This is a genomic window from Roseofilum halophilum BLCC-M91 (assembly GCF_030068445.1).
Lineage (GTDB): Bacteria > Cyanobacteriota > Cyanobacteriia > Cyanobacteriales > Desertifilaceae > Roseofilum > Roseofilum halophilum.
This window is the reverse complement of sequence record NZ_JAQPOK010000018.1, coordinates 34,283-49,449: the sequence shown is the minus strand read 5'-3', so window position 1 is coordinate 49,449 and position 15,167 is coordinate 34,283. Positions and strand designations below refer to the sequence as shown.

General features: G+C 46.7%; 17 protein-coding genes. 7 read left to right on the top strand and 10 right to left on the bottom strand.

Annotated features, from left to right (window positions below):
• The first annotated feature begins 201 nt into the window (after positions 1-201).
• Positions 202-1,179, top strand: a complete 978-nt coding sequence (locus PJF56_RS02800; RefSeq protein WP_283761120.1) for a FecR family protein — start codon at positions 202-204, stop codon at positions 1,177-1,179.
• 15 nt (positions 1,180-1,194) lie between these two features.
• Here PJF56_RS02800 and PJF56_RS02795 read toward each other — a convergent pair whose 3' ends face one another.
• Both PJF56_RS02795 and PJF56_RS02790 read right to left on the bottom strand, forming a co-directional pair.
• Entirely contained in the window at positions 1,195-2,643 is a 1,449-nt protein-coding gene (locus PJF56_RS02795) for a HAMP domain-containing methyl-accepting chemotaxis protein (RefSeq protein ID WP_283761119.1), read from the bottom strand.
• A 320-nt stretch (positions 2,644-2,963) separates the two neighbouring features.
• Positions 2,964-3,341, bottom strand: a complete 378-nt coding sequence (locus PJF56_RS02790) for a hypothetical protein (protein ID WP_283761118.1) — start codon at positions 3,339-3,341, stop codon at positions 2,964-2,966.
• Between the two features lie 87 nt (positions 3,342-3,428).
• On the opposite strand from PJF56_RS02790, the gene pheS reads away from it, so the two are divergent.
• Together pheS and PJF56_RS02780 are read left to right on the top strand one after the other, a co-directional pair.
• On the top strand, positions 3,429-4,421 hold the full coding sequence (gene pheS / locus PJF56_RS02785; RefSeq protein ID WP_347179424.1) for a phenylalanine--tRNA ligase subunit alpha: 993 nt from the start codon (positions 3,429-3,431) through the stop codon (positions 4,419-4,421).
• A 23-nt stretch (positions 4,422-4,444) separates the two neighbouring features.
• Positions 4,445-5,056: a Uma2 family endonuclease gene (locus PJF56_RS02780; RefSeq protein WP_283761116.1), complete on the top strand. Its 612-nt coding sequence runs from the start codon at positions 4,445-4,447 to the stop codon at positions 5,054-5,056.
• A 237-nt stretch (positions 5,057-5,293) separates the two neighbouring features.
• Here the strand turns inward: PJF56_RS02780 and PJF56_RS02775 are convergent, their stop codons facing one another.
• From PJF56_RS02775 to PJF56_RS02755, 5 genes are all read right to left on the bottom strand, one after another.
• The gene (locus tag PJF56_RS02775) at positions 5,294-5,524 is read right to left on the bottom strand and encodes a type II toxin-antitoxin system Phd/YefM family antitoxin (protein WP_283761115.1); all 231 of its coding nucleotides are present in this window, start codon (positions 5,522-5,524) and stop codon (positions 5,294-5,296) included.
• Between the two features lie 21 nt (positions 5,525-5,545).
• Positions 5,546-5,767: a hypothetical protein gene (locus tag PJF56_RS02770; RefSeq protein WP_283761114.1), complete on the bottom strand. Its 222-nt coding sequence runs from the start codon at positions 5,765-5,767 to the stop codon at positions 5,546-5,548.
• A gap of 208 nt (positions 5,768-5,975) precedes the next feature.
• Positions 5,976-6,191 (bottom strand): hypothetical protein, encoded by a 216-nt coding sequence (locus tag PJF56_RS02765; RefSeq protein WP_283761113.1) that lies wholly within the window; start codon positions 6,189-6,191, stop codon positions 5,976-5,978.
• Positions 6,172-6,627 (bottom strand): PIN domain-containing protein, encoded by a 456-nt coding sequence (locus tag PJF56_RS02760; protein ID WP_283761112.1) that lies wholly within the window; start codon positions 6,625-6,627, stop codon positions 6,172-6,174. The genes PJF56_RS02765 and PJF56_RS02760 overlap by 20 nt, the downstream gene beginning before the upstream one ends.
• Before the next feature lie 196 nt (positions 6,628-6,823).
• Positions 6,824-8,428 (bottom strand): 2-isopropylmalate synthase, encoded by a 1,605-nt coding sequence (locus PJF56_RS02755; protein ID WP_430540867.1) that lies wholly within the window; start codon positions 8,426-8,428, stop codon positions 6,824-6,826.
• A gap of 87 nt (positions 8,429-8,515) precedes the next feature.
• Here PJF56_RS02755 and PJF56_RS02750 point away from each other — a divergent pair, with 87 nt between their 5' ends.
• On the top strand, positions 8,516-9,118 hold the full coding sequence (locus PJF56_RS02750; RefSeq protein ID WP_283761110.1) for a hypothetical protein: 603 nt from the start codon (positions 8,516-8,518) through the stop codon (positions 9,116-9,118).
• Between the two features lie 121 nt (positions 9,119-9,239).
• Here the strand turns inward: PJF56_RS02750 and PJF56_RS02745 are convergent, their stop codons facing one another.
• Complete coding sequence (locus PJF56_RS02745; protein WP_283761109.1) at positions 9,240-9,761, bottom strand: LabA-like NYN domain-containing protein; 522 nt, start codon at positions 9,759-9,761, stop codon at positions 9,240-9,242.
• A 366-nt stretch (positions 9,762-10,127) separates the two neighbouring features.
• Positions 10,128-10,985 (bottom strand): sulfurtransferase, encoded by an 858-nt coding sequence (locus tag PJF56_RS02740; RefSeq protein ID WP_283761108.1) that lies wholly within the window; start codon positions 10,983-10,985, stop codon positions 10,128-10,130.
• 439 nt (positions 10,986-11,424) lie between these two features.
• Here PJF56_RS02740 and PJF56_RS02735 point away from each other — a divergent pair, with 439 nt between their 5' ends.
• The gene (locus PJF56_RS02735; RefSeq protein ID WP_283761107.1) at positions 11,425-12,288 is read left to right on the top strand and encodes a tRNA (5-methylaminomethyl-2-thiouridine)(34)-methyltransferase MnmD; all 864 of its coding nucleotides are present in this window, start codon (positions 11,425-11,427) and stop codon (positions 12,286-12,288) included.
• A gap of 19 nt (positions 12,289-12,307) precedes the next feature.
• On the opposite strand, the gene PJF56_RS02730 is transcribed toward PJF56_RS02735, so the two are convergent.
• On the bottom strand, positions 12,308-13,252 hold the full coding sequence (locus PJF56_RS02730) for a CoB--CoM heterodisulfide reductase iron-sulfur subunit B family protein (protein WP_283761106.1): 945 nt from the start codon (positions 13,250-13,252) through the stop codon (positions 12,308-12,310).
• A gap of 270 nt (positions 13,253-13,522) precedes the next feature.
• On the opposite strand from PJF56_RS02730, the gene acpP reads away from it, so the two are divergent.
• The gene (gene acpP, locus PJF56_RS02725; RefSeq protein ID WP_283761105.1) at positions 13,523-13,768 is read left to right on the top strand and encodes an acyl carrier protein; all 246 of its coding nucleotides are present in this window, start codon (positions 13,523-13,525) and stop codon (positions 13,766-13,768) included.
• A 107-nt stretch (positions 13,769-13,875) separates the two neighbouring features.
• Complete coding sequence (gene fabF, locus PJF56_RS02720; protein WP_283761104.1) at positions 13,876-15,135, top strand: beta-ketoacyl-ACP synthase II; 1,260 nt, start codon at positions 13,876-13,878, stop codon at positions 15,133-15,135.
• Positions 15,136-15,167: the final 32 nt, after the last annotated feature.

Genomic DNA, 15,167 nt, shown 5'->3' with positions numbered 1-15,167 from the left:
AAATCGGTAGTTAAATGCTCTTTCCATGTGGGATTCAAAGGAGTTCTCACATTGTAGCACCTAAGATGTAATTGTGGTAGCCTATGGTTAGTAAAGCCGCCCTGGAAGGGCGGGGTTTCAGACCCAATTTTTCTGATGAAGCAATTCAATCTATACCGTCCTTGGATTATCCATAACTTTTTTAGAATAGGACTTGGCCTGATGGTTTCAAGTTCTTGCTTATGGACTCAAGGGACTTCGGCTCGTTCCGCAGAGCCGCCCGATCGCACATCGGTAACCTTGCCTCCTGAATCTAATGTAGAGTATAACCACAATTTATCTACAACAGAAGAATCCTTAGCTTCCCCAGTAGCGCAAGCGCCGAATGGGCGATCGGTGACCATTGAGGAAATTAAAGGAACGGTTTGGTTTAACGATCGCCCAGCTCGTGTGGGAGATCAATTGAGAACTCCAGAAGATCGGATCGTCACGGGAAAGGACTCAACCGCTAGGTTACGCATTGATAGCCAAGTTGGGGTGGTAGAATTGGCTCCGCAAACCACGTTTCAAGTGGATATCCTCGAAGGTGGCAACCCACCGATTACGGGGTTTTATATTCCCCTGGGCCGAGCGCGGTTTTCGATCGCCCCATGGGTCAGTAATCCAGAGCGTCTGTTAGGACAAGCCGAGGAAGAAATTACGGGATTAAAGAGTCTAGATATTGCTCTGGATATTGCCCAATCAACGGAGACAGAAAATGCACCGGTGCGGGTAAGGACTCCGGCCGGGGTTGCAGGAGTGCGAGGAACATCTTTTGGAGTCAATGTGGGCCCAGATGGGAAAACAGGGATTTCTACCATCGATGGTCTGGTGGGAGTCTTCAGTCAAGGTCAAGAGGTATTGGTCAATCCGGGATATTATGCGGTGATTAATCCCAATGAACCGCCAACCTTACAAGAAATCACGCCAGCCCTATCAACGTTGAGGATTCGGAGCATCTCACCTGCGGGTAATGGAGCTGTGATTGTAGCCCAAGCCGATCCGATGGATATTGTGTATGTGAATAATCGGGAAGTGGCCACGGATGCTGAAGGTAAGTTTAGGGTTCGGGTACGATCTGGCGATCGCGTGAGAATTGTTCTGCGCGGCCCCTCTGTGCGCGAGCGACACTATATTTTGAATGTGGATGTCAGAGATTAAGGGTCAATCCAGGGGCTAAACCATCAGTTTTAAGTGTTCGGCGGCGATTTTCAGTTGTTCTGTGCCCGATTTGAGTTGACTGATGCCATCGGTGCTAATTTTAGCGGCCGTATTCAGTTCGTTAATGGCTTGTAAGATTTGGGCGATCGCCTGCTCCTGTTGTTGACTGCTTAAGGAGGTTTCTTGATTATTGACAAAAACTTCCTGAATAGATTGGGTCACCCCCAAAAATGACTGGGCTGTGTTTTTCAGGGTTATACTGCTCGTCTGCACCGTCACCTTACCCCGATCCGCAATAGTCACCGTATCGGCGATCGCCCCTTGAATTTCATTGACCAAATGATTTATTTTTACGGCTGACTCTCGGCTTTCATCAGCGAGTTTACGGATTTCTGCGGCCACCACACCAAACCCACTCCCATATTCCCCCGCCCGTACCGCTTCAACCGCCGCATTGAGCGCTAACATATTGGTTTGGTTGCCTAAATTACTCACCAATTCGGAAATACTGGCAATTTCTTGGGCATGTTGCTTGAGTTCTCCAATTTTGGTGGCCATCATATTCACTTGTTGGTTTAAGGTGTTGATGTCCTCAAGGGTATGTTCTGCGGCTTGGTTACCCGCTTCGCTCAGTTCCAAAGCATTGGTGGCATTATTCACCGTTGATTGAGCCTGTTGTGCAGATGTTTTAGCCGTTTGACTCAGTTCATCAATTGACATCTTCGTTTGAGTCACAGAAACCGCCTGTTGACTGATAATTCTTTCCTGTTCTTGGGCAATGGAGTCAATTTCACTAGAGGATACGGCAATGACATCGATCACCTCTTGCAACGCAGCCGTAATCCCTCGGCGAATAATGATAAACCCTGCGGGAGATCCTACCAAGATTGCTACGATCAGTAGGGGAATAAAAACTAAGAGGGTTTCTCGATAAATATTGCCAGCAATTTGCCGTTCTTGACTGGCGACTTTTAGTTGTAATTCGGTTAATTGATCGATCCGTTGTGTGATCGGATCGATCGCTAAATAAAGTTCTCCATCAAGGCGATCTAATGTGGTGCGATCGCCTGTTCTTAACACTTGTTCTAAATTTTCAATTTCTGGGTTAGCTTGAATAAATAGACGTTGAATTTCCTGCACTAAGTTTTCTTCTGCATGGGTTAAATCTGTTTGGATATAAGCTTGCCAATTTCTTTCTATTTCTATTTGCGCTTGTTGCACAGAGACTAAAGCTTGGGTTAGAGAGATTTGGTTGGCATTCGCTTTATTTACGGCATCGATAATGCGGATGGCATAGTTATCTGAGACTTGTTTTAATTGCGACAAGGGAACCACTCGATCGTCATAGATCGTTTGAATACGATAATTAATCCGATTAAAAGAATAAATGGCATAAAATCCGACTATGCATAAAGTAACTAAGGGAATACCAAAGCCTAGGTATAACTTTTTACTCAGTTTCACGACGGAACCTCCTATGGTAGCGCTATACGCTGGTAATGGGTAATGGGCAGAAGGGTAATGGTTTACAGTGGTTTTCCCTGCTATACAGTACATCTTGCTTCCCATTTTTCTAAGGAATCCAGAACATCAAACCAACTTGGCAAAATAGTCAATAATGTTATTTTTCACAAGGGTGCAAATTGACAACATTTTTTAACACCCATCAAATCGTTACAAACACGGGTTGTTCAAAGTTTATACTTCCGAAAAGACTGCCAATAACTATGGTTTTAGCCACCCAATTATAACCTGGATTTTTCTAGCAAAATCGAAAAAAATATTTAATTTTGTTTGTAATTTAAAGGGTCACAAAAGGACTCTATACCAGATTTTAAGACATACAAAACCACGGGAGTGACCAGAAGAGGGGGACAGACTTGTGCGGTTTTCAGGGTGGTGACTACGCCAGCAAGTTGTCCGTGCTGAAAGTAGCTCTGACAGGGGTCTTGGCATAAAATCACGCGACAGCGTTTAGCGACTCCAGATAACCAGTCCGTGCGATCGGGTTGTTGTCCGGCTTGAATGCCCAGGGAGATTGCCGCATCTTCGAGATCTCCTTCACAGTCTTCAATTTGGTCTAAGGCTTCTAGGGCTTCTGGCTCGGCGGCTAATTCCGTGCGATAATGGGCGATCTCTTGGGAAGAAAGGACAATCGTCATAAGAATCTGGCAGTGGAGAACGGGAATAATGGTAACATCAGGTAAGGCATTATGCTCTTTTCAGACCTGCCAGCGCCGAGAATCTATATGTTGACTGACCTTGAACAACAATTAGCCGACCTTAAGCAAGCCGCAGTGGAGGCGATCGCCACCTGCGAGGATCTCCAGAAGCTGGAGGAACTCCGGGTGACTTATCTGGGTAAAAAAGGTCAGTTGCCGAAAGTGTTGGGAGGAATGGGCAAATTAGATCCCGGCGATCGCCCCCGTATCGGTGCAGTTGCCAATGAGGTGAAAACGGCTCTCTCTACAGCCCTAGATGATAAAAAGAGCGCCCTGCAACAAGCCCAAATTCAAGCCAAATTGGAAGCCGAAACCCTGGATGTGACCATGCCTGGGGTCTATCGTCCCCAAGGGCGCATTCATCCGTTGAATAGCACGTTCGATCGGGCGATCGATATCTTTGTGGGACTTGGCTATACCGTCGCAGCCGGCCCGGAAATGGAAACGGACTACTATAATTTTGAAGCCCTAAACACCCCCCCCGACCATCCGGCTAGAGATATGCAAGATACCTTCTATCTCCCCGATGGGAATCTGCTCCGCACCCATACTTCCTCGGTGCAAATTCGCTACATGGAGAAGAATGACCCCCCGATCCGCATTGTGGCCCCTGGACGCTGCTATCGTCGCGATACCGTGGATGCTACCCATGCGGCGGTGTTTCATCAAATGGAGTTACTTGCGGTAGATGAAGGTCTCACGTTTACGGACTTAAAAGGCACAGTCAAAGAATTCCTCACCCAAATGTTTGGCGAGGTGGATATCCGCTTTCGAGCCAGTTATTTCCCCTTCACGGAACCCTCGGCAGAAGTGGATGTGCAATGGAATGGCAAATGGTTGGAGGTTTTAGGCTGTGGCATGGTCGATCCGAATGTCTTAAAAGCGGTAGGCTACGATCCAGAAATTTATACTGGGTTTGCGGCTGGTTTTGGCATCGAACGGTTTGCCATGGTACTGCATCAGATTGATGATATTCGCCGATTTTATAGCAGCGATCTGAGGTTTTTACGTCAGTTTTAAGAGGTTGAGGAGCCAGGGAACCGATGACAAGTCTATCGATCCAATCTGAACAGAGATTATGGCCAATCGATCTCTCTGCGCTCATTTCCCTACCCACAATGAGCGATCGCCAGTTTTATGAATTTTGTCGCACCAATGCCAATTTACGCATTGAACGCAATTCCAATGGAGAAATTATCGTTATGCCTCCAGCCTTTGCTGACACGGGAAACCGCAATGGTAGAGTTTTTGGCCAGCTTTTTATGTGGTCTGAAACTGATGGAACTGGAGAAGCATTTGATTCGAGTTCCGGGTTTACATTACCCAATGGAGCCGTGCGATCGCCAGATGCAGCTTGGATATTTAGCGATCGCTGGAATGCACTCTCACCCGAACAGCAGGCTTCTTTTGCCCCCATCGCACCTGATTTTGTCGTCGAATTACGTTCTAGCAGCGATACCCTTGCCAGTCTCCAGAAAAAGATGGCAGAGTACATCAGCAATGGGGTACGCTTAGGCCTGCTCATCGATCGCCAGAACTACAAAGTGCATATCTATCGCTGCGATCAAGAACCCCAGATTTTGGATCGTCCAGAGTCAGTCAGTTGCGAACCGGAGATGCCGGGGTTGGCGCTGAAGATGGCTAAAATTTGGTAATCTGGCTATGGTGGATGACTCCGATCTGTCCACAGGCATCCGTATAATACCACCCCCCACCATCAGACCCATAAATATTGATATCCCTGCGATCGTTCACCGAACACAAAATATCTCCATATGGTTTTAACCCTCCATTAACGGTAATGATATCTTAACATTTAGATGGTTGGCAACCATGAATGCCCTGATCGCCGAGTAAATACCAAAGCCAAATATGGGTATCGAGCAAAGTTTTCATGCCAAAACGTCCCAAGCTTCGGAAACTGGTTCAATAATATCCCCTAAAATTTCACCCGTACCTTTCATTATGCCAAAGCTCGGACGTACTATTGGGTTAGTGGCAGGATAAACAATGGCTAATGGTTTTCCTTCATGAAGAATTGTAAGCGGAATTTTAGTCTGTTCAACTTCTATCAGTAGATTCTGTAAGCTTTCTGGTAATTCAGTGGTGGTAATTTGTGTCATCTTTTTACTTGAAATCTCGGTTTAGGCATCTTCACTCAAGATTTCGTCTAAAATTTCTTGAGTTAAGCCATTTTCTTGTGCTTGCGATCGCATGTCGTCAATAATATCGTCTAGCGATCGCTGCTTGAGCATCTGCTTAAGCCATCCATTGACGATTATTTGCATCTTTTGACGTTCTACCAAGGTTTTTGCTTGATAGACTTGGGCAATTTCTGAGTCAACTTCGATACTAATGCTTTCCATCATCTACCTCTCAATCCTTGGTTAGGCTGGTTTCTAGTTTAGCATCGACCGCGATCGCCTCCAGTCATACCATTTCTCTTTAATCTTGCAACTAATCGATCCCTGAGAGACAAGTTGCTCTCAGCCCCTTGTTAAAGCGCATCATCATAGAGAAATGGTATCAGCGATCGCTGCTAGATTGTTAATCGTAGATGTATCACTGACAACACTAGACTTCCTGTACTGACGACTGAAAATCCAAGATTTTTGCATATAGACTATCTACGGACTCTTCCGCGAATAGTTCATCCTTCAGCTTCAGGTAGTCACTCCCTCTGAGATTGCAGGCCGCCCAAAATCGGGCCACCTCAGAGGGTTCCATGTGGGCGAAAAGAATTTCCAGCCCTTCTTGTAGAATTTGCTGCTCACTCTTCATTTGAATCATCGTTGCTAATCTCCAAAACAAAATCCACCGGATTCATTACCTTTATTGCCAAGTTAGAACACCGATTAATCAGCCGCTTGTCACAAGTAATAAAGTAATTGCTACTAGCTGCCTCAGCACAAGCAACATGCAACGCATCAACCGCCTTTAATCCATTATGTTCTAATTCCTGACCTCTTTGCTTAATCATGTCATCAACGTTCAACCTTGATCCTGCGATTTGAAGAGACTGACTCATTGCTTTCCGTTTGACTGGATCGGGATTCCGACTATTTTCGTACTCTAGCACTGAAGAACTAACCAGTTCAAAGATTTGTGCTTTGATGGATTGAAGAATGATCGCCACTGCTTGGGTTTCTAAAAAAATTTTGGGTTGTGTTTGATCATCAAAAGGACGATTGTAAACACTGGTATCTAAATAAACTTTATAACCCATCAATCAGTGCCTTCAGTAACTCAACACCATTCAATTAGCGAACCTGCCCCATACCCTTTTGCGTATGGGTGGGGGCGGGTTTAGGGTATCGATCCTCTTTCTCCTAGATTATTGGTGAAACCCGCCCCTACAAAACAATGATATTTCTGAACGGGTAAGGAGGAAAATCCATCTTCCCCCTTACCCAGAGGGTTAACTAAACCACGGCGGTTTCGTGCTGCGCGTGCAGGCGGTCTTTCTTCAACGCTTCCGACAGACGGTTCAGGGCGTTCACATAGGCTTGTGCAGACGCAACGACAATATCCGTATTCGCTGCATGACCCGAATATACCCGGTCTTCATGTTGCACGCGGATGGTGACTTCACCGATCGCATCTATCCCCGCCGTAACTGACTGCACGGAGAACTCGATCAGCTTATTCGGCACATTAATCACCCGATTAATTGCCTTATAAATCGCATCCACCGGCCCAGTACCGATCGCCGCATCCGTCAGCTCTTCCCCATCCGGAGTCCGCAGCGTTACCGTTGCCGTCGGTTGTGCGCGATCGCCACAGGACACCTGCACCAACTCCAAACGGTAAAAGTCCGGCGCTTGTTGAATCTCATCATTCACGATCGCCTCAATATCCCAGTCGCTGATCTCCTTCTTCTTATCCGCCAACTCCTTAAAGCGCACAAACGCCTTATTCAAATCCGTATCTGACAACTCAAAACCCAACTCTTGCAGCCGGTTACTAAACGCATGACGGCCCGAATGTTTACCCAACACAATCTGGTTTTCACTCAAGCCAATGGACTCGGCATCCATAATTTCATAGGTGAGCTTATTCTTCAGCACCCCATCCTGATGAATACCCGACTCATGGGCAAACGCATTCGCCCCCACGATCGCCTTATTCGGCTGCACCAACATTCCCGTCAGATTCGACACCAACCGCGAACTCTTGTAAATTTGCTTCGTATCGATCTGCGTCAGAGGTTCCGTAGACTCCGGAGGGCGGCCAAAGAACGGATTATAATACTGACGGCGCACATGCAAAGCCATCACCAACTCCTCCAGAGCCGCATTACCCGCACGCTCTCCGATGCCATTAATCGTACATTCGAGTTGACGAGCGCCATTTTCCACGGCTGACAAGAAGTTAGCCACCGCCAAACCCAAATCATTATGGCCGTGAACCGAAATAATCGCCTGGTCAATGTTCGGCACATTCTCCTTAATACCGCGAATCAACCCCCCAAACTCAGCCGGAGTCGTATACCCCACCGTATCGGGAATATTAACCGTGGTTGCGCCTGCGGCGATCGCCACCTCCAAAATCTGATACAAAAACTCCGGATCGGAACGTCCCGCATCCTCCGGCGAAAACTCCACATCATCCACAAACGACTTCGCATAAGCCACCATTTCCGGCGCAATTTTCAGCACCTCTTCCCGGCTCTTCTTCAGCTTATACTGCAAATGGATATCCGAAGTCGCAATAAACGTATGAATCCGGGGTTTAGCCGCCGGTTTCACCGCCTCAGCCGCCGCCTTAATATCCTGGCGCGTCGCTCTCGCCAACCCACAAATGGTTGGCCCCGTTTCGGTTCCCACCGTTGCGGCAATCTTCTGCACCGCATCAAAATCCCCCGGACTTGCAAACGGAAAACCGGCCTCAATCACATCCACTCCCAGACGGGCCAGTTGTTTAGCAATCACCAGTTTTTCATCACCATTCAGGGTTGCCCCTGGACATTGTTCACCGTCGCGGAGAGTGGTATCAAAGATAATGATACGGTCGTGTTGAGGTTGCATAGTCATACAAGCTATTCGACAAAAACAGGTTCATCTCATTTTAGCCCACATTTTAATATATTAGTAATATATGAGGAAATACAAATTATGCCCTATAGTAAATTTACCCTCAGTCGCGCTGTAGAAGATTTTGAACTAACCTTGATTGAAGGCGATCGCTTTTTCCCTAAAATTCAACCAGTCCAACCGACCCCCCTACTCCAAGAGATCCTAAAAGAAACCATCCCTTGGGCGATCGCCGTCAGTAGTGAAAAAGCCCGTTCCGAAGGAATCATTAACCCCGTTTTGTTGGAAGTAAAACGTCAACTGAAAGGACAAATTAGTGTTTTTTCGGGTGAAGAGTTTACCGTACAACCGGAAGTAGATTTAACCGGATATGTAGATTTTTTGATTAGTCGTTCCCCTGAACAATTGTTCATTAAAGCTCCTGCTGTTGTGTTAGTCGAAGCCAAAAAAGAAGACCTCAAACCTGCTTTAGGTCAGTGTTTAGCTGAGATGGTCGCTGCTCAACGGTTTAACCAACAAAAACAACAAGCGATCGCCACAATTTATGGGACTGTCACCAGTGGAACGGTGTGGCGGTTTTTAAAGCTCGAAGGACAATCTGTTACCATTGATTTAACCGATTATCCATTACCCCCCGTTGAGCAAATTTTAGGATTTCTAATGTGGATGGTGCAGGAAGGGTAAAGTTTCACTGTAAGCATTCACCGTCAGCTATCAGTCATCAGCTAGGGACGTAGCATACTACGTCCCTACAGGTTTTAGATAGGGATTAGAGCGGTTAACTCAATTGGCCCAACAACACATGCTATAGATCGGTTTTCTCAATTAACGGTCGGATATCATTCAGGTCAATATAGCGGTCTGTTGCGTTTCGGAGTTCCCTGGCAATCATTCCTTCCGTGGAAACGACGGTAATATGGGTACTTTTAGAGCGCAATAACTCGATCGCCCGTTCAAAGTCCCCATCCCCACTAAATAAAATAACCCGGTCATATTGCTCTACCGTATTAAACATATCAATAACAATTTCTATATCTAAATTCGCTTTCTGGGAATAGCGCCCCGAATGGTCATCATAATATTCCTTAAGGATTTTTGTGCGTACCGTATAACCCAAACTAATTAAGGCATCTCGAAATCCTCTTTGATCTTGGGGGTCTTTAATCCCAGTATACCAAAAGGCATTAGCTAGATCCATTTCTTCCTTGCCCGCAAAGTATTCTAAAACTCGTTTCGGATCGAAAAACCAGCCATTTTTTTGTTGGGCATAGAACATATTGTTTCCATCGACAAAGATTGATACACGATTTTTATTTTTGTATCCCATAAAATGTTAGTCCTAAAAGATTTGAGGTGCATAACAGATGATTAACGGTCGGCAGAGGTGCTAACCGTTCAAAGAAAAAACCCACCCCATCCAGTCTGGCCATTTAGACCTTTTCTGGGGGGCACTATTGAGCGTTAGAGTAGGAATTTCAGGAGGAATTTAGACCTGAAAATTGAGTCAATAGAATTGAGGGTAAAAATTGAGTTGTAAGGGTTTTAATAGGAAAAACAAAGCGATCAAATCGCCTAAAATTTATACAAGAATAAAGAGACTTAATCGCTTCGAGAAGGTTCTCTAATTCGATTTCGGTCTCTAAATTCTGATTCTATTATGACAGAAAGTCTTAGCTTTTGCTCAAGAGTTTTGTCAAGAGTTGGGAAATTCTGTGGCGATGGGGTGTTCGGGATAGGAACACCAATCACTCCAACTGCCAACATAGAGTTTTTCTTGGGGTCTTCCAGCAAGCGCCAGGGAAAATAAGTTAACACAAGCGGTAACTCCGGAGCCACAGTATACCCAGAATTCTGCATCATCAGGATAGGCTTGCCATCGAGTTTGGCGATCGTTCATCGGTTGCGTCGCTCCCGATTCGGTGGTGACCTCTTGCCAAGGGTGGTTAACCGCTCCGGGAATATGACCGGCTATGGGATCGATGGGTTCAGTTTTGCCGATGTATCGGTCATAGGCTCTGGAGTCTACCAGAATGACATCGGGTCTTTCTCCTAATCGCTTAATCGCTTCACAATCGACCACCCAATCCGATTGAATCTCAGGTGTAAATTCTCCCGATTGTTTTGCCACCCCTGGTTCTTGACTGACTGGATATCCAGCTTCTTGCCAGCTTTTCCAACCCCCATCTAAAATGGCGACTTGCTCATGACCTAGATAGCGCAGTAACCACCAACAGCGAGAGGCAAAGGCCATCCGGGAGTTATCATAGGCAACCACTAAGGTTTCTCCGGATTTAACGCCGAGTTGGGCGAGTTTCGCGGCGAATTCTTCTGCATCGGGTAAGGGATGACGACCGCCATGGGTGTGTACGGGGCTGGATAGATCTTCATTGAGATGAAGATAGAAGGCTCCGGGAATATGTCCGGCTTGGTATTCTTCTGTGCCCTGTTCCGGGTTGGCGAGGGAGAAGCGACAATCAATGATGACGATTTGAGGGTCTGCGAGGTGTTCGGATAACCATTGTGGAGAAACGAGCAGGGAGGGAAAGGTCATAATCAATTAAAAATTAAAAATTAGAAATTAAAAATTGGGTCTGAGTTGGGGTACGTTGGCTCGTTAGGAGGCCGATGATTAATTTACCGCGATCGGGGAGTCTCCAGCAAGGGGTATGGAGGATGATCGTATTATGTTGGCTTATTGGGTTGCTTGGGAGTATTTTGATTTTTGTATCGTTACAAAATGTTGTAAAAGTTTACTGTTTGCGCTGCTCTTTTTTTGCCTAACGGGTTGACAAGGGTTTGAGACCGATTTATGATTTTGAAAATCCAAAGGTCTTTTCTTGCCTAAATGCTTTATATGAACTGCAAAGCTGATTAGTTCGTTCAGTTAATCTGGAAAATTCCCAACTTTGCCTGCAAACGAGTCATTTTTTTGAAGGACTAATGTTAAGCAATATTTGACAAAATACTTAAAATAGGGTAGTGGTTCAACCATGGATCGAATAACCCCTTTTACTCCTCAACCTACGGGTGATGGATCTTGGACATTTTTTTCCCCAGAATTTGGGGAATTGTTTCACTCGCACCATGGAGCCAAGCAGGAAGCGCAAAAGAAGTTTGTGGAACCGACTCGACTGGTAGAGCAAGCGGTTAAGGGTGAGGTTTGTTTGCTCGATATTTGCTATGGACTGGGATATAACAGCGCCAGCGCCCTGGAAACCCTGTGGTCGGTGAATCCCCAGTGTCAGGTGCATTGGGTGGGATTGGAATTGGATAAGCAAGTGCCCAAAATGGCGATCGCCCACAATTTCCACCAAAACTGGCCCCATCCCATTAACACCATTTTGCCCCAACTGGCCGACACCGGCAGAGCCACCACGCTCCAATTTAGCGGCACACTCCACATGGGCGACGCTCGCCAAACCCTAGAAGCTGTCATTGCCCAAGGTTGCCAAGCCGATGCCATCTTCCTCGATCCTTTTTCGCCTCCCACCTGTCCCCAACTCTGGAGTGTGGAGTTTTTAGCATTAGTCGCCCAAGTCCTCAAACCGGAGGGTTATCTGGCGACTTATTCCTGTGCGGCTGCGGTGCGAGCGGCTTTGAGGTTAGCTGGATTGGCGATCGGAACCACCACGCCAGTGGGCAGGAAATCACCCGGAACCCTGGCCCGATTTTGCTCAGACGATCTGATCCATCTATCAGAGAAAGAGGAGGAACACCTGCAAACCCGCGCCGCCATTCCCTATCGAGACCCCACCTTAACCGATACGGCTGAAGTCATTCACCAGCGCCGACAACAGGAACAACAAAGCAGTTCTCTAGAGCCAAGTTCCCACTGGAAAAAGCGTTGGGCTTAATGCTGGTAATTGTTAATTGTTAATTGTTAATTGTTAATTGTTCATTGTTCATTAAACCCAATTTCTCTAAAACCGGTTCGGTGGAAACCACGTGACGCTCTAAGCCCAATTCTTGGGGAGAGAGTCCCAGAGCCAAACCGACTAGCTGGGGTAAATGGAGAACCGGTAAGCCCAAAGGTTGCTCAACCACCCGCGCAACTTCCGGTTGCCTAGAGTCGAGATTCAGGTGACAGAGGGGACAGGGAGTGACTAGACAATCGGCTCCAGAGGCGATCGCCTCTTGTAAATGACCTCCCGCCATCTTAAACGACTCCGTAGTGGCATAACTGGAAATCGGCCAACCACAGCATTGAGTTCTGCCCCGATAGTAAACCGGACTCGCGCCCACCGCCTCAAACAAATTTTCCATCGACTGGGGATTATGGGGATTTTCCCAAGCCATTTCCTGTCCGCGCAGCAGATAACAGCCATAGAACGCCGCACACTTTAAGCCCTTGAGGGAACGACTCACCCGTTTCTGAATCGCGTCTAAACCATAATCGCTCACCAATACCCAGAGTAAATGCTTCACTGCGGTTGAACCTTGGTAGGGACTGCACCCCTCCTGCTTCAGTAACCCATTCACCTGTTGCAAATACTCTCGATTCTCCTCTTGAGCGTGCTTTAACCGCTCATCCACATGGCCAATCACCCCCTGGCAAGTGCTACAGTGGGTCAATAGCGGTAAATTAAGTTCCTCAGCCAAAGCAATATTGCGGGCATTTACCGTATCTTCCAACAATTGGGAATCTTCCTTAAACGTGCCCGAACCACAACACGAGGCTTTTTTCAGTTCCAATAACTCAATTCCTAGGGCTTCGGCGATCGCCCCCGTAGATTGATATAGCTCTCGACATGCACCTTGGGCAACACAGCCAGGAAAATAAGCATATTTCAGGGACGATTGGAGAGATGATGTAACCATGGGGTGTTCTCTATTCACACAACAAAAGACCTCTAACACTGTATCGCTCTGGCAACCGACTCGACTAATCTTCAGGGAAAGTTAAGGTCTATAGCACGACCCATCAAGGTTTGAGCCTCATCTTCCCTAGTGAGCTAAATCTTTCCAGGATCGAAACCGATAACAAAATTATCTGCAATGTAACCCTTTCCGATAAGATCAAAAAATGCTTAAAATGATAAGTTGCACAGTAAACCTGTTAAGCCCATCAATTAAGGAAGAAATTTAACCATGTCAGATTCAACGTTCGAGAAAGTCAAAAAAATCGTTGCCGAGCAGCTTGGAGTAGACGCAGAAACAATCAAACCTGAATCCAGCTTTGCTGAAGACTTAGGTGCTGACTCCTTGGATACGGTAGAGCTAGTCATGGCTCTAGAGGAAGAGTTTGATATTGAAATTCCTGATGATGCTGCTGAAAAAATTGCTACAGTCCAAGCGGCTGTAGACTACATCGAAAAACAAGGAACCCCTGCCTAAATCTGACCTGACCGATCGCTAACGAAAGTCTTTCGTCCTTTGTCCTTTGTCCAGATGGCAAGTGACGAATGGCAAATGACGAATGACGCAAGTTTTAAGAAGAACCCATGACAAATTTGGAACCAAAACGAGTAGTTGTCACCGGACTCGGAGCAATTACTTCCATAGGAAATACTCTAAAAGACTATTGGGATGCCTTACTACAGGGCAAAAGTGGTATTGGCCGGATTACGCATTTTGACCCCATAAGCCATGTCTGTCAGATAGCTGGGGAAGTCAAGAATTTTGATCCCCATGAGTATTTGGATCGCAAAGAAGCCAAACGGATGGATCGCTTTGCCCAATTTGCTGTATCTGCCAGTCAGCAAGCCTTGCAAGATGCTCGCTTTGAGATTACGGATTTGAATGCTCATCAAGTCGGTGTCATTATTGGGACTGGAATAGGTGGCATAAAAGTCCTCGAAGATCAACAAGAAACTTACTTAACCAAAGGGGCAAAAAAGTGTAGTCCCTTCATGATTCCCATGATGATTGCCAATATGGCCGCTGGGCTAACCGCAATTCATACGGGAGCAAAAGGGCCCAATTCTTGCACGGTAACGGCTTGTGCTGCGGGTTCCCATGCCATTGGCGATGCCTTTAGATTGATCCAACAAGGCTATGCCCAGGCCATGATTTGTGGCGGTTCAGAAGCAGCCGTTACCCCTTTGTCCCTCGCTGGATTTTCTAGCGCTAGAGCCTTATCGACTCGCAATGATGAGCCAAGTCGCGCTTCTCGTCCGTTCGATCGCGACCGAGATGGGTTTGTCATGGGGGAAGGTGCGGGAATTCTGTTACTCGAAGAACTCGAACATGCTCTCCAGCGCCAGGCCAGAATTTATGCAGAAATGGTCGGTTATGGAATGACCTGTGATGCTTACCATATGACGGCTCCGGTTCCGGGAGGAAAAGGGGCAGCTAGAGCCATTTCCCTGGCCTTAAAAGATGCTGGCATTACCCCCGATGGAGTCAGTTATATCAATGCCCATGGAACCAGTACCCAAGCCAACGATCAAACGGAAACTCAAGCGGTGAAAACGGCCTTAGGGGAAGCGGCTCATCAAATCGCGATGAGTTCAACTAAGTCCATGACGGGGCACTTATTGGGCGGTTCAGGGGGAATAGAAGCGGTAGCCACAGTTAAGGCGATCGCCGAAGATCATGTTCCGCCCACCATTAATTTAGAAAACCCTGACCTAGAAAATGGGTGTGACCTCGATTATGTAGCCAACCATTCCCGGAAAATGCCCGTAGACGTGGCCCTCTCCAACTCCTTTGGTTTTGGGGGGCATAACGTGACCCTGGTGTTCCGTAAATATCGTTCCTAAACCTTGCACATAACCTAAATTGATTGCCCATC